General features: G+C 22.6%; 13 protein-coding genes. 1 reads left to right on the top strand and 12 read right to left on the bottom strand.

Features of this window, described 5'->3' with window-relative positions:
- Positions 1–15 precede the first annotated feature (15 nt).
- The 4 genes from mscS to RJT65_RS01860 form a co-directional block, all read right to left on the bottom strand.
- Positions 16–861, bottom strand: a complete 846-nt coding sequence (mscS, locus tag RJT65_RS01875; RefSeq protein ID WP_343152541.1) for a small-conductance mechanosensitive channel MscS — start codon at positions 859–861, stop codon at positions 16–18.
- A 213-nt stretch (positions 862–1,074) separates the two neighbouring features.
- Positions 1,075–2,157, bottom strand: coding sequence for a class II fructose-bisphosphate aldolase (fbaA, locus tag RJT65_RS01870; RefSeq protein ID WP_343152540.1), 1,083 nt, complete (start codon positions 2,155–2,157; stop codon positions 1,075–1,077).
- Between the two features lie 62 nt (positions 2,158–2,219).
- Complete coding sequence (locus RJT65_RS01865; RefSeq protein ID WP_343152539.1) at positions 2,220–3,389, bottom strand: phosphoglycerate kinase; 1,170 nt, start codon at positions 3,387–3,389, stop codon at positions 2,220–2,222.
- A 169-nt stretch (positions 3,390–3,558) separates the two neighbouring features.
- Positions 3,559–4,155, bottom strand: a complete 597-nt coding sequence (locus RJT65_RS01860) for a YhgN family NAAT transporter (RefSeq protein ID WP_343152537.1) — start codon at positions 4,153–4,155, stop codon at positions 3,559–3,561.
- A gap of 451 nt (positions 4,156–4,606) precedes the next feature.
- Between RJT65_RS01860 and asd the strand changes: the two genes are divergently transcribed.
- On the top strand, positions 4,607–5,716 hold the full coding sequence (gene asd / locus RJT65_RS01855) for an aspartate-semialdehyde dehydrogenase (RefSeq protein WP_343152536.1): 1,110 nt from the start codon (positions 4,607–4,609) through the stop codon (positions 5,714–5,716).
- A gap of 19 nt (positions 5,717–5,735) precedes the next feature.
- On the opposite strand, the gene tusA is transcribed toward asd, so the two are convergent.
- The 8 genes from tusA to lysA all read right to left on the bottom strand — a co-directional run bounded on the left by tusA (position 5,736) and on the right by lysA (position 15,124).
- Positions 5,736–5,963, bottom strand: a complete 228-nt coding sequence (tusA, locus tag RJT65_RS01850; protein WP_343152535.1) for a sulfurtransferase TusA — start codon at positions 5,961–5,963, stop codon at positions 5,736–5,738.
- 176 nt (positions 5,964–6,139) lie between these two features.
- On the bottom strand, positions 6,140–7,135 hold the full coding sequence (locus RJT65_RS01845) for a hypothetical protein (protein WP_343152533.1): 996 nt from the start codon (positions 7,133–7,135) through the stop codon (positions 6,140–6,142).
- A gap of 143 nt (positions 7,136–7,278) precedes the next feature.
- On the bottom strand, positions 7,279–9,822 hold the full coding sequence (gene leuS, locus RJT65_RS01840; protein WP_343152532.1) for a leucine--tRNA ligase: 2,544 nt from the start codon (positions 9,820–9,822) through the stop codon (positions 7,279–7,281).
- A gap of 130 nt (positions 9,823–9,952) precedes the next feature.
- Complete coding sequence (gene corC, locus RJT65_RS01835; RefSeq protein ID WP_343152531.1) at positions 9,953–10,828, bottom strand: CNNM family magnesium/cobalt transport protein CorC; 876 nt, start codon at positions 10,826–10,828, stop codon at positions 9,953–9,955.
- A gap of 46 nt (positions 10,829–10,874) precedes the next feature.
- Positions 10,875–11,255: an rRNA maturation RNase YbeY gene (gene ybeY / locus RJT65_RS01830; protein WP_343152530.1), complete on the bottom strand. Its 381-nt coding sequence runs from the start codon at positions 11,253–11,255 to the stop codon at positions 10,875–10,877.
- A 150-nt stretch (positions 11,256–11,405) separates the two neighbouring features.
- Positions 11,406–12,740: a tRNA (N6-isopentenyl adenosine(37)-C2)-methylthiotransferase MiaB gene (gene miaB, locus RJT65_RS01825; RefSeq protein WP_343152529.1), complete on the bottom strand. Its 1,335-nt coding sequence runs from the start codon at positions 12,738–12,740 to the stop codon at positions 11,406–11,408.
- Positions 12,741–12,880: 140 nt separating this feature from the next.
- Positions 12,881–13,675, bottom strand: coding sequence for a thymidylate synthase (thyA, locus tag RJT65_RS01820; RefSeq protein ID WP_343152528.1), 795 nt, complete (start codon positions 13,673–13,675; stop codon positions 12,881–12,883).
- A gap of 201 nt (positions 13,676–13,876) precedes the next feature.
- Positions 13,877–15,124, bottom strand: coding sequence for a diaminopimelate decarboxylase (lysA, locus tag RJT65_RS01815; RefSeq protein WP_343152525.1), 1,248 nt, complete (start codon positions 15,122–15,124; stop codon positions 13,877–13,879).
- Positions 15,125–15,144: the final 20 nt, after the last annotated feature.

Raw genomic sequence — 15,144 nt, 5'->3', positions numbered from 1 at the left:
TTAACCTTTTTTTATTTATTTTTTTTTACAGATATGTATGTCTATTTTTGGATAAGGAATATTAATTTTATTAGCATCTAAAGCTTTTTTAAATTTAGCCATTAAATCCCAATAAACTAAGTTTAAATCATCAATTTTACTCCAACATCTAACAATAAAATTTAAAGAAGAAGGAGCTAGCTCACTTAAACCTACAATGATTCCTCTTTCTTGCAGAACCCTTTTTTCATTTTTTGCAACTCCTCTTAAAATTTTTATAACTTTATCAATATCAGAATCATAGGCAACACTAATAATAAATTCATTTCTTCGAGCAGGTTCTCTAGAATAATTAATAATATTTCCAGCAATAATTTTTCCATTTGGAACCACTACTATTTTTCCATCTAATGTTCTTAATGTAGTATAAAATATATGAACGTTTAATACAGTTCCTGCAACGTTTCCTAAATCTACGTATTCACTAGTTCTAAGTGGTCTTAAAGTTACTAACAATACTCCAGCAGCAAAATTGGATAAAGATCCTTGAAGAGCTAGCCCTATGGCCATCCCAGCAGCTCCTAATATAGCAATTACTGAAGTTGTTTGAACTCCAATGCATCCTAAAGCAGCTATTATTGTAAAGGTAATGATGACATATCTTACTAAAGTAGATAAAAATCCAGCTATAGTAGCATCAATATGTCTGTTGATTAAAATTTTATTTACTCCATTGGAAATAATTCTACCTACAAATAAACCTATTACTAAAACTGTAATGGATAACATTAGATTTATTATATAATCGAATAGAAGTTCTTGATTTCGTATTAGCCAATTTCCTGCATGATTAATATCATTTACGACATTTAATTCTTCCATTTTTATTTCCATATAGAGAGGTTTAAATAAGTTAAATATTTTACTTGTTATCTAATAAAATAGTTTTTAAATATTTAATTATATTTTATAAACAATTTATAAATAAAATTGTAAGTAATCCGATATATTTATCACGAAGAATAAATTAATGTTTATTCTTCGTGTATCTTGAATGTTTTTTCGATAAAAAATAAGTAAAATATTTAAAAAAAGTTATAATACATTATATGCATTTAATTTTTTAAAAATTTCTTCTAAATATTTTTGCATTGAACATTTCCCAAAATTAAGCCAGATACGAGGATCATAGTATTTTTTATTAGGAATGTCTTTTCCCTTTGGGTTACCTAATTGAGATTGTAAATATTTTTTATTTTTTTTATAAAAATTTAAAATACCATTCCAATTTGCCCATTGAATATCTGTATCTATATTAATTTTTACAACTCCATATTTAATAGCTTGTTTTATTTCTTTTTCAGAAGACCCAGACCCTCCATGAAATACAAAATTTAATGGATTTCCAGATAGACTATATTTTTCTTTAATTTTCTCTTGAGATTTTTTAAGAATTTTTGGTTTCAAGGAAACATTTCCTGGTTTATAAACACCATGAACGTTTCCAAAGGATGCAGCAATTGTAAAATTCGGGCTAATAGTTGATAATTTTTCATAAGCATATAAAACATCATTAGGTTGTGTATAAAGTAATTCTTTATTTATAGAAGAATTGTCTACTCCATCTTCTTCTCCTCCAGTACAACCTAATTCTATTTCTAATAACATGTTTAAATCATGTATATATTTTAAATATTTAGAACAAATTCTTATATTTTCTTCAATTCTTTCTTTAGATAAGTCAATCATATGAGATGTAAATAACGGACGACTGTTTTTTTTAAAAAAATTTTTTCCTTCATCTAATAATTGATCAATCCAATATAACCATGATTTATGACAATGATCAGTATGTAAAATAATAGGAATGTTATAGTAAGGAGCTATCAAATGTACATGTTTTGCAGCAGAAATAGAACCTAAAACAGCTCTGTTAGCTTCATTATTAATTTTTTTTGATTGAATATCTGCAATAAATTCAGATCCTCCATGTGAAAGTTGTATAATAACTGGAGAATTTATTTTTTCTGCTGTGTTTAAAACAGTATTTATAGAATCTATTCCTATACAGTTAATTGCTGGAATTGCAAAATTATTATTTTTAGCAAAAAAAAATAAATCTTTTGCTTCTTTTCCAGATAAAACACCAATTTTTTTAAAATTTAATTTTTTTTTCATTTAAAATTCTCTATTTATAAAAAAATAAAATTTTCTACTAATATGATTAAAAATCTTATTTTTTATTTATTCGTTAGAAAAGTTTCTTCCAACATTTTAATAGTTGGAAGTTTGTCACCTTCTATAAATGATAAAAATGAACCTCCTCCAGTTGATATATAAGAAATTTTTTCTCTTATTTTGAACATATCTATAACTGCCAAAGTATCTCCACCACCTGCAAGAGAAAATGCATTACTTTTTGCAATTTCACGAGCTATTAATTTTGTTCCTTTTTGAAAATTTTTAAATTCATATACACCTACAGGGCCATTCCAAATAATTGTTTTCGCTAATCGAATTATTTTTAAAACTTTTGATAATGTTTCATCTCCAAGATCCATAATTTCTTCATTTTCTTGAATATCAGAAGTTTTTTTTACAATAGCATCAGTATGTTTAGAAAATTCTTTTCCGACTCTTGAGTCTTTTGGAATAAGTATATTGTACTTTTCTTTTAGTTCTTTAGCATGCATCAAATATTCGCGTTCAAAAAGAGATTTTCCGACTTCATTATCAATTGCTATGAATGTGTTAGCAATTCCTCCACCTACAATTACAGTGTTTGATATTTTTCCTAAAGATTTTAAAATTCTAAATTTAGTGGATACTTTAGAACCACCTATAATAGAAACTACAGGTTGAGCAGGATTTTTTAATGCTTTTTTGAGTGATTCAAGTTCAGATAAAAATAATGGTCCTGCACAAGCTATTTTAGAAAAATATCCTACGCCACATGTTGAAGCTTCAGATCTATGTGCTGTTCCAAAAGCATCCATAACAAATATATCGCATAAAGAAGCATATTTTTTTGCTAAATTAGGATCGTTTTTTTTTTCTCCTATATTGAATCGAGTATTTTCTAATATTACAATTTCTCTTTTTTTTATTTTTTCAAATATAAGAGTTTTACTAAAAGTAACATTTACCGTATTAAAATATTTTTTTAAATATTGAAATATTGGAAATAAAGAAAATTTTTTATTATAAACACCTTCTATGGGTCTTCCTAAGTGAGAAAAAATAATTACTTTCGCTTCTTTTTTAATGGCTAATTCTATTGTTGGGATGGCTGCAATAATTCTAGCATACGAAGTAATTTCTCCATATTCGTTAATAGGTACGTTTAAATCTAATCTAATCAATACTTTTTTATTATATAAATTTAATTCATTCATTTTAACAATTTGCATCTAAATATTTCCTTAAGATTATAAAAATAATTAAAAAAGTTATTGGTTAAATAAATTTTTTAAAAAAATTAATTTTTTCATAAAAAAGACAAATTTTTTTAAAAAAATAAAAAAATCACTAATTTTATAATTAAACATTATTTTTTTAGTAATTTTTTTAAAAAATATTTTATATTTTAAACCAAATACTTATTCCATCAAGAAACATTTGAGCAGATAACATAATTAAAATTAAACCCATTAGGCGTTCTAAAGCGTTTACCCCTTTTAAACCTAATATTCGTAAAAAAAATCCTGAAAGTAATAAAATTATTAAGGTAAAACACCAAGAAAAAAGTAAAGATGTTGTTAATAAAAAAATTTTTTCAGGGTATTGATGAGACATTAACATAAGAGTCGCTAGTAAAGATGGTCCTGCAACTAAAGGGATAGCTAAAGGAACTATAAATGGTTCTTCTTGAGTAATGGGTTTAGCATTCGTTATATTTTGCTGTTCTGGAAAAATCATTTTTATTGCTATTAAAAATAAAATAATTCCTCCTGATATTGAAACAACTTCTGTTCTTAAATTAAGAAAAGTAAGAATTTTTTCTCCTAAAAATAAAAATAATAACATAACTAATAAAGCAATTATCATCTCTCTTAATAAAACGATTCGACGTCTATTAGGATCTAAATCTTTTAGTACGGACATAAAAATAGGAAGGTTTCCTAAAGGATCCATAATTAAAATTAGTAATATTATAGTCGAAAAAATTTCTTTCATATTTATTTCCTGTTTTTAATTTAGTTTATTTAGAATAGTATATTGTTTATTGTAACTTTTTTGAAAATTAAATAAAATGTAATCTGCTACTAATAATTAATTATTAGTAATAATTTTTAATATTATTATTTATACATGATACTATAATAGAGCTTAATTTTTATTAATTGACGTTAATAAATTAATAAAAAATTAAAATATAAACTATCAAAAAAATTAATTTTTGATAATTTTTTTTAAAAAAAATATTTGATTAAGATTTTTAATAAAAAAAAATTATTAAAAAATTTTGTATAATTAAACCATTAAATATTTTTACATTTTTATATTTTATATAATATAAAAAAATTTTTAATTTCTTTTATTAGGAGTTCGGAAAAATTTTATTTTAAAAAAAAAGTAAAAATATTTTTATATTTTTTAGAAAAGTAAAATTACTGAAAATAAAATTATGAAAAAATCTGTTGGATTCGTTGGTTGGAGAGGAACAGTAGGAACTGTATTAATAAAAAGAATGTTAGAAGAAAAAGATTTTAAAAATATTAATCCTGTTTTTTTTTCTACCTCTCTGATTGGGAGAAAAAATTCATTAATCCAAGATATATATCCTGATTATATCAAAGATGCTTACAACATTTTTGATTTAAAAAAAATGGATATTATAATTACTTGTCAAGGAACAGAATATACTGAAAAAGTTTATTTTGAATTAAGAAAACAAAATTGGAAAGGATATTGGATTGATGCAGCATCTAGTCTTAGAATGAATAAAGATAGTATTATCATACTAGACCCAGTAAATAATTCTCTTATAGAAAAATCTATAAAAAAAGGATTTAAAACATTTGTAGGTTCCAACTGTACAGTTAGTTTAATGTTATTAGCATTAGGTGGGTTATTTGTAAAAGATTTAATTGAATGGATATCAATTCATACATATCAAGCTGCTTCTGGAAGTGGAGCAAAAAGTATGTTAGAACTGTTGCAACAAACAGGAATAGTTTTTAATAAAATTTCTAATTTAATTATGAATTCACATGTTTTAGAAATAGAAAAAAAAGTTAATGCAATTATTCAGTCCAATGATTTTCCTATTGAAAATTTTAAAGCTCCATTAGCATACAGTTTAATCCCTTGGATAGATAAAAAAATGAAAAATGGACAAAGTAAAGAAGAATGGAAAGTTCAAGCTGAAACTAATAAAATTTTATATAGGTGTAACAATCCTATACGTTTAGATGCAACTTGTGTTCGCGTAAGTTCTTTACGTTGTCATAGTCAATCTTTTTTAATTAAATTAAAAAAAGATATTTCAATTCCTGAAGTAGAAAACATTTTATCATCTCATAATCCTTGGGTTAAAGTTATACCTAATACTATAAAAGATACGTTGTCGTATTTGAATCCAATTGCTGTTACAGGCACATTAAATATTCCAATAGGAAGATTACGCAAATCAATAATCGGTTCTAAATATTTATCAGCTTTTACAGTAGGAGATCAGCTTTTGTGGGGTGCAGCGGAACCTATAAGAAGAATGTTAAGTTTTTTAATTAAGTAAATTTATAATCTACAACTTTTTATTTTTTTAAAAGATGATAATCTACACAATTTTTATGTTCTATTTTTATTAATTTATATTTCATAAATTGACAAAATTTTGGAATGTCTCTTTTAGAAGAAAAATCATTAGAAATTACTAATAAATATTCTCCAAAATTCATATTTCTAGCTTTTTTTCTTAATAGCATAACAGTTTCTGGACATCGTAAATTTCTTAGATCTAGTTTTTTTTTAGTTATGTTCATAAATATCCTTAATTTAATTGTAATTAAAAAATTAAAAAAATATTAATTTAATGTTAAAAAGATTAATTTTTAATAATTAAAAAAAATCATTTAATGAAAACGTACTTTTTTTTAAAGTATGTTTTCATTAATAAAATGATTAATTTTTAATGAAAGATAAATTTTAAAAAAAAAAATTAAGATAAATAAATCGATAAATATTGTAATTTACTCCATACAAAAAAAAATTTTTGATTGCTTTTAATAGTTATTTCTATTTCTGTAAGTAATTTTATCGAAAAATATAATTTTTTAATATTATTTCTTTTTAAAAAATTAGAAAAATATATAAAACGATTATTATTTATTTTTTCTTCTTTTAAAAAAAAAGTAAGTTTTTTATTTTGAAAAAAATATTTAATTAAAATTAGTAAATCTTTTTGAAAAGATCTTATTAATGGGATGGGATTGTATTCTTTGAATAAAAATATATTTATTATTTTTATAGATTTTTTTTGATCCCCATTAAGAATAGCATCACTCCAAAGTATAGGATTTATTTCTTTTTGATTAATTAGTAAATTATCAATATTTTCAAGTGAAATTTTCTTATTTTTTAAGTTAAAAAAATTTAGGATTTCCATTTTTTTTTTTGATAAATGCAAGTTATCTTGATAATTTTTGTTTATATTTTTAGAAAATTTTAAATCAATATTTTTTAATTTTTCTTTAATCCATAATTTTTTATTTAATTCATTTAAAAAATAACAGAATATTAAAATTCCAATTAATTTTTTTTTATTTTTTAAAATTTCATTAATTTTATTAATAGGAAAATTTTTACATTGAATAATAAGAATATTTTTTTTAGTTAATAAATCAAACATTTTTTTAATATTTTTTTCTAATGTAAACATTTTTTTTTCATTTTTTATGATTATCAAAATAATAGTTTTTATATTAAAGACATTTTCATTTTTTAATAAAAGAAATATTTCATCCCAATTAAAATTTGATGAAACAAAAAAAGTTTTTTTTTCAAAAAAATTTCTTTTTTTAGATATTTCAAATATTTTTTCTTTAGCTTCTTGTAGTAAACTCAATTCGTTTCCTATTAAGAAGTAATAATGAAAAAAATTTTCTTTATTAATAGAATTAATTTGGTTTAAGTAAACTTTTTTTATAGAAAACATAAGTGTTTATATAGTAATAAATTATTTTTTTTATAAAAATATAAAAAATATTGTTCATTTTTTACAAAAAAATTTTTTTTAATAAAAATGAAACAATTAGTAGTTAATGTTTTATTATAATTTTATTAATTACAAATGTATTTTTATATTATTAAATTAATGATTTTATTTGGAACAAAAAATATTTTTTTTATTTTTTTTTCTTTTAAAAAATTTTTGATAATGTTTTCATTTAAAATTTTAGAAATAATATTTTTTTTGGATTCATTTTTTATACATTCTATAATTTTTCTTTTTTTACCATTTATTTGTATAATAATAGAACAAGTTGGGTTGTCTAAAAAATTTTTATCAAATTTAGGCCAACAAATAAAATCTATATTTTTTTTAGAAACTATTTTTTTAAGTATAACAAAACTAACATGAGGAATAAAAGGGTATAGCATTTTTATGCTATCAATTAAAAAAATTCTAACTAATGCTTTATCTTGTGAATTATTAATAGGAAATTTAATTAATTTATTTATAAATTTAATAATTTCTGCAATAGCTGTGTTAAAAGTTTGTCTTTTTTCTATATTTTCAGTAACTATTTTAATAGTCTGATTTAAAGATATATACAGTAATTTTTGACTTAAATCTAATTTTTTTGTTTCTATTTTTTTTAATATCTTTTTATTTTTAATATGTTCTAAACAAAAATTCCATAATTTATGAATAAATCGATTCATTCCTTTTATAGATGATTGATTCCATTCAATTGAAATTTCAGGTGGGGCGGAAAACATAATAAATAGTCTTAATGTATCAACTCCATATTTTCTAATTATTAATTCTGGATTTATGCCATTATTTTTAGATTTAGACATTTTAATCATTCCAGCATGGAATGCTTTTTTATTATTTTTTGTATATACGTCAATAATTCTTCCTTTTTTATCTTTTGTAATGTTAAGTTGTTCAGGAGAAACCCAGATTTTTTCTTTTTTTTCATTAAAATAATAAAAAGCATCAGATAGAACCATTCCTTGACATAATAAACGTTTAACTGGTTCATCATAAGGAATTATTCCAAAGTCTCTTAACAATTTATGATAAAATCGAAAATACAATAGATGCATTGTAGCATGTTCAATTCCACCAATATATTGATCTACTGGCAACCAATATTTTGCAGCATTAAAATCAATCATTCCTTCTTCAAATTTAGGTGAAGTGTATCTTGCATAGTACCAAGAAGATTCGATGAATGTATCAAAAGTGTCTTTTTCACAGATATTTTTTTGATTATTAATTATTATACATCTTTTTGATAATTTATTTTTTTTTGGCAGTAGAAGGGGAAGTAATTTTTTTGGTATTCCAATATTTTCTCCATTTTTTTTTGTAACAATGGGTATTGGAGTTCCCCAATATCGTTGTCTTGAAACACCCCAATCTTTTAATTTATAAGATATTTTTTTCTGATAAATTTTTTCTTTTTTTAATATTTTTTTTATAAAATAAAACGATTTTTTTATATTTAATCCAGTAAATTGTTCTGAATTAAATAAATATCCTTTTTTTAGTATTGATATTTTATTGATATCCGGTTGTATTCCATTTGATTTTAATAGTACAAACTTAATTTTAATTTGATTAAATTTTGAAAATGTCCAATCTTTTTCATTATGAGCTGGTGTTCCAATAGAAAAAAAATTTTTATCATTTTCTTTTTTTTTGTAATTACTTATCCATATTGGTAATTTTTTTTTATTTATAGGATGAATAACAAATAAGTTAGTTTTTTTTCCTATCATAAAATAAAAAAATTTTTTATCATCAAATTTTTTAGCTGTATCAATAAAAATTTTTACTGATTTATCTTCTTTAGATAAAGATTCAATTAGTTCATGTGTTATAGGCATAACAACAAAAGTTGCTGCCATAATATATTCTAATTTTTCAATATGTGCAGTAAAAGTAGCATTTAAATTTTTAACTTTTAATTTAATTTCTATCTTTGAAACTTTTCCAATCCAATTTTTTTGCATCTTTTTAACTTTTTCTGGCCAAAATTCTAAATTTTCTAGCCCTTTAATCAATTCATTGGCATATTGAGTGATTTTAATAAACCATTGCGGAATTTTTTTTTGAATTACTATTGTCTGACATCTCCAACATAATCCATCTATCACTTGTTCATTTGCAAGAACTGTTTTATCAGTCGGACACCAATTAACATATTCAGTTTTTTTATAGGCTATTTTTTTTTTATATAATTTCGTAAAAAACCATTGTTCCCATTTATAATAACTAGGCTCGCAAGTAGTTAATTCTCTATCCCAGTCATAGCTAAACCCCATTTTTTTTAATTGTTTTTTCATGAATTTGATATTGCTATAAGTCCAATCCATAGGATCAGTATTATTTTGTATAGCCGCAATTTCAGCTGGTAGGCCAAATGCATCCCATCCTATAGGTTGTAGTACATTTTTCCCTAACATTCTTTGATATCTTGATATAACATCTCCAATAGTATAATTTCTAATATGTCCCATATGTAGATTTCCAGATGGATATGGTAACATTACTAAACAATAATATTTCTTTTTGTTATAATTTTCATAAACTTTAAAAGTTTTATTTTTTTCCCAATATTTTTGTACATATTCCTCTATTTCTTTAGCTTCATATGTTTTTTTCATTTATTTTAATGTCTTTTTTTTGTAAGTTTTAATGGGTATATTATCTAAAAATTTTTTTAATATTCTTTTTAAAAAAAAAATATAAAGATATATATCTATCTCTATTTTTTGTTTTTAAATACATAAATTTTTATTTTTTTATTGAAGGTAAAAGTAAATTTTTAGGAATTTTTACATGCATTGTTAAAATTTTTCTATTATCTATTGTAGATATTTTAAATTGATAATTATTTATACAAATTTTTTTATTTATTTTTGGTAAATATCCAATTTTTTTCATTACTAATCCACCGATAGTATCTACTTCTTTGTCAAAAAAGTTTGTATTAAATTTTTCATTAAATTCTTTAATTTGAGTTAATGCTTTAATCGAAAATGTATATTGATTTATTTGCCTAATATTAAAATTTTTAATGTTATCAAATTCGTCTTCAATTTCTCCAACAATAATTTCTAGTATATCCTCAATGGTAATTAGACCAGAAACAATGCCAAATTCATCTATAACTATAGCCATATGATTTCTTTTCGATCTAAATTCTTTTAACATTTTATCAAGATGCTTGCTCTCAGGCACAACAATAGCTGGTCTAAGAAACTTTTTTATAAAAAATGAACTTTTTTCTTTATATACGAAAGATAATAAATCTTTAGCAATTAAAAAACCTTCAACATAATTTTTATCTTTACTCATAACAGGAAATCTAGAGTGAGCGGACTTAACAACGATATCTAAGCATTTATTTAATTTATAATTTAAATTTAAAGTAATCATTTGCGTTCTAGGAATCATGATTTCTTTAACGGTTCTTTTTGCTATAAGCATTACGCCTTCTAACATATTTTTGGTATCTTGATCAATTAATTCTTTTTCTTTTGATTCTTGTATTAATCTTAATAATTCTTCTCTATTTTTTGGCTCGTCACTAAATAGTTGATGCAATAAAATTGAAAAAAAACCTTTTTTATTATCGTTATTAACATTTTTTAATAAGAAATCGTTCATAAAATTTTATCATATCTCTTACTTTTATATATAAAAAATTTTTGATTTAAATTATATTACTTATATATGGATTTTTAAATCCTAATTTATTAAGTATTTCGCATTCTAATGATTCCATTTTTTTTGCTTCTTTTTTGTTAATATGATCAAATCCTAATAAATGTAATACTCCATGTATAAATATGTGTGCCCAATGTTCTTTTATAGTTTTTTTTTGTTTTTTAGCTTCTTCTTTTATAATTTTACTACAGATTACTAAGTCTCCTAAAAGGATGTTATTAGAATTTAAATGTATATTATAAGGAAATGAAAGTATATTTGTTGGTTTTTTTTTATTTCGATACATAAAGTTTAGTTGTTTAATTTCTTTAGTATCAACAATTCTTATTGTTATAAAATTTTTTTTTTTGGTATTTTTTTTACCCAATTTATAAATTCTGTTTTTTTAGGGCTGTATTCATTTTTTTTGGTGACATTTTCTAAATTAATAATGATCATATTTTAATGTAAATAATTTTCCATAGTTAAATTGTTTTAGAATTTTAAATTTTTTTTTATTTTTTATAAAATAAATGTATTAATCAACATAATCTACAAATGTACCTCTAACTGAATGAATAAATGTATTAGTAATTTTTATTTTTACAAATTTTCCAATCATTGTAGATAATCCTTGAAAATAAGCGGTTCTGTTATTTTCTGTTTTTCCATATAATTCAGTAATGTTTTTTTTAGAAATTCCTTCAACTAAAATACATTGAATGCTGTTCATCATTTTTTTTGTCCAATTAGCTGCTTGCTTTCTTATTTTTTTTTGTAATAAGTATAATCTAATTTTTTTTTCGTTTAGACTAATTTCATTATCTGGCATAATAGCAGCTGGAGTTCCAGGTCTAGGAGAATAAATAAAACTAAAACTCATATCAAAATTAATTTCTTCGATTAATTCCATTGTTTTATTAAAATCTGATTTAGTTTCTCCTGGAAATCCAACTATAAAATCAGAACTAATTTGAATATTAGGTCTAATTAAAAGCAACTTTTTAATTATTTTTTTATAATCTAAGACCGAATGTCCTCTTTTCATTAAATTTAAAATTCTATCTGAACCACTTTGAACAGGTAAATGAAGAAAATTAGCTAGCTTAGGAACTGTTTTGTATACATTAATAATTTCATCTGTAAATTCTATAGGATGACTAGTTGTAAACCTAATTCTTTTAATTTCATCAATTTCAGATATGAGTTCAATTAGTTCAGAAAAAGAACAAATTCCTCCATGAGCTGTTTCTCCTTTATAAGCATTCACATTTTGTCCTAATAAGTGAATTTCTTTAATTCCTTTTTTTGCTAAAGAAATAATTTCAAATAAGATATCATCACATTTTCTACTGACTTCCATGCCTCTAGTATAAGGAACAATACAAAAAGAACAATATTTGTTACACCCTTCTATGATTGAAACATATGAAGATATTATTGAATTTCTAGGTTCTAATAAAGCGTCAAATTTTTCTTGTGTAGGAAAAGAGATATCAATAAGAAATTTCTTCCCTTTATTTACTTCCTTTATCATAGCAGGTAATCTATGTATAGTTTGTGTTCCAAAAATAATATTAATATAATTAGCTCTCTTATAAATTTCTTCTCCTTCTTGTGTTGCTACACAACCTCCTACAGCAATAATTATTTTTAAATTTTTTTCTTTTATTTTTTTCCATCTACCAAGTTGATGAAACAATTTTTCCTTTGCTTTTTCTCTAATAGAACATGTATTAAGAATTAATACATCAGCGTTTTCTGGTTTTTTTGTTATAGAAAAATTCTTTTGATTTAATAAAAGATTAGAGATGATAGATGAATCGTAATCATTCATCTGACAACCCCAAGTTTTAATATATATTTTTTTCATTTATATTATACATTTCGAGTAAAAATTTTTATAAAATTAATTATAAAGAAAATATCTTATTATATATTAATTATTTAATTTTAATTAGATATTTTTTATGTTTTAAAAGAAAGTAAAGCTAATAAACTTTGATAATTTTATCAAATTGCCACTTTTGCTTTAATTGAAGGGTAAGGTTGATAGTTAATGATTTTAAAGTCTTTAAAATTATAATCGAAAATAGATTTCGGTTTATTTAGTATAGTTAGTTGAGGTAACTGTCTTGGTTTCCTAAGAATTTGTTTTTTAGCTAATGAGATATGATTTTTATATAAATGAACATCTCCTCCAGTCCAAAGTAATTCTCCTGGAAATAAACTACATTGTTGAGATATCATATGTAATAATATTGCATAACTAGCTATATTGAAAGGTAATCCTATAAAAACGTCACAAGAACGTTGGTAAATTTGACAACTTAAAGTATCATTTAATACGTAAAATTGAAATAGTACATGGCAAGGTGGTAATGCCATTTTGTTTATTTCGCTTACATTCCATGCTGAAACAATAATTCTTCTAGAGTTCGGATTATTTTTGATTTCATTTATTACGTTTTTTATTTGATCTATTTTCTTTTCATTATTAGTTTTCCAAGATCTCCACTGTTTTCCATAAATAGGACCTAGATCACCTTTTTCATCAGCCCATTCATCCCAAATTGAAACTTTATGTTTATTCAAATAATCAATATTTGTTTCTCCTTTAAGAAACCATAATAATTCATAAATTATTGATCTTATATGACAACATTTTGTAGTTATTAAAGGAAATCCATTTTTTAAGTTAATTCGCATATTATAACCAAATATAGAAAGAGTACCTATTCCTGTACGATCTTTTTTATCTTTTCCAAAGTTTAAAACATTTTTTATTAGTTTTAAGTAAATTTTCATTTTTTATTTGTAATTAATTTTTTATTTTTTGAATATTTTTATAAGGTTCCTATTTTTAATAAACATTTTTTAATTAAACTAAATTAAATGTTTTTAAAACTTAGAAATATTAATAAATAACATAATTAAAAATATTATCTTTCGTAATATTAATTTTTTTAAATCTTTGAGTTTTATTGAATAATTTTTATTATTTTTTTTTTAAATTTCTAGTTTAATTAAATCCTCTATTGTTTGTCTTCTTCTAATTAAATGAAATGTATCATTTTTAAATAAAATTTCAGGAATTAAAGGACGACTATTATAATTAGAAGACATAGAAGCACCATACGCTCCTGTATTATGAAAGATTAAATAATCTCCTGGTGTAACAATAGGTAATAGTCTTTTTTCAATATTTCCATTTTCGTACTGCGTAAATACATCCCCTGATTCACATAAAGGACCAGCAACTATTGTTTCAATTTTTTCTTGGTAATTAATAGTATGTTTATTTCCACTAATTACTGATATTTCATGATAACTACCATATAAAACAGGACGCATTAGATCATTAAATCCTGCATCTACTAATACAAAATTATTATTTCCCATTTTTTTAACTGATCTAACTTGAGTAATAAGAATACCTGATTCTCCTACTAAAAATCGACCTGGTTCAATTTCTAGATGAATATCTCTTTTTAAATAGTTGGATATTTTATTTCTTGCTTCATTCCATAAAGAAAAGTAATGTTCAACATCTATTGGTTTTTCACTAATTTGATAAGGGATAGACAATCCACCTCCTGCTGAAATACTATTTATTTTTTTATTTAAGTTAATAGCATATTCAACCATAGAGTTACATACTTTTTTTAAATGTTGATAATCTACTCCAGATCCAATATGCATGTGTAACCCAACTAATTTTAAATTATATTTTTTTATTATTTCAATTGCTAAATTTGGATTCCAAATTCCATGTTTACTATTTTCTCCACCAGTATTTGTCTTTTTATTATGACCATGTCCAAATTTAGGGTTTATTCTTAACCAAACTGGATGTTTGGGAGAAATTTTACCAAGTTGAGCTAACATGTCAATTGAACCTATGTTTACAGGAATATTAAATTTAGTAACAATAGATAAAGTAGCTTCATTAAAGATATCAGCTGTATATATGATTTCATTATTTTTGGGATCAAAACCGGAGAATAATGCTCTTTTAATTTCTCCCTCTGAAACAGCATCAATTTTTACTTTTTTTTCTCTCATTAAACGAAGAATATGAATGTTAGAACAAGCTTTTTGAGCGTAACGGATAGTATCAAAATTTTTTAACTTTTTAATTTTAGATTCAATAATATGAGAATTATAAATCCATAAAGGTGTTCCATATAACTTTGTGATTTTTAATATTTTTTCTTTATTAATATTAATAAAAAAAATGTTATTTGATGAAATCATGTTTTTCCTTGATTAATTTG

The sequence above is a fragment of the Buchnera aphidicola (Mindarus japonicus) genome, from assembly GCF_039393905.1.
Lineage (GTDB): Bacteria > Pseudomonadota > Gammaproteobacteria > Enterobacterales > Enterobacteriaceae > Buchnera_A > Buchnera_A aphidicola_B.
This window is presented reverse-complemented; position numbering and strand designations above follow the sequence as displayed.

Excerpts from the sequence above, each read along its gene's own strand:
- tusA (WP_343152535.1), bottom strand. The coding sequence starts at position 5,963 with ATGAACATAACTAAAAAAAAACTAGATCTAAGAAATTTACGATGTCCA.
- corC (WP_343152531.1), bottom strand. The coding sequence starts at position 10,828 with ATGAACGATTTCTTATTAAAAAATGTTAATAACGATAATAAAAAAGGT.
- RJT65_RS01865 (WP_343152539.1), bottom strand. The coding sequence starts at position 3,389 with ATGCAAATTGTTAAAATGAATGAATTAAATTTATATAATAAAAAAGTA.
- leuS (WP_343152532.1), bottom strand. The coding sequence starts at position 9,822 with ATGAAAAAAACATATGAAGCTAAAGAAATAGAGGAATATGTACAAAAA.
- asd (WP_343152536.1), top strand. The coding sequence starts at position 4,607 with ATGAAAAAATCTGTTGGATTCGTTGGTTGGAGAGGAACAGTAGGAACT.
- lysA (WP_343152525.1), bottom strand. The coding sequence starts at position 15,124 with ATGATTTCATCAAATAACATTTTTTTTATTAATATTAATAAAGAAAAA.
- thyA (WP_343152528.1), bottom strand. The coding sequence starts at position 13,675 with ATGAAAATTTACTTAAAACTAATAAAAAATGTTTTAAACTTTGGAAAA.
- miaB (WP_343152529.1), bottom strand. The coding sequence starts at position 12,740 with ATGAAAAAAATATATATTAAAACTTGGGGTTGTCAGATGAATGATTAC.
- RJT65_RS01845 (WP_343152533.1), bottom strand. The coding sequence starts at position 7,135 with ATGTTTTCTATAAAAAAAGTTTACTTAAACCAAATTAATTCTATTAAT.
- fbaA (WP_343152540.1), bottom strand. The coding sequence starts at position 2,157 with ATGAAAAAAAAATTAAATTTTAAAAAAATTGGTGTTTTATCTGGAAAA.
- mscS (WP_343152541.1), bottom strand. The coding sequence starts at position 861 with ATGGAAGAATTAAATGTCGTAAATGATATTAATCATGCAGGAAATTGG.
- RJT65_RS01860 (WP_343152537.1), bottom strand. The coding sequence starts at position 4,155 with ATGAAAGAAATTTTTTCGACTATAATATTACTAATTTTAATTATGGAT.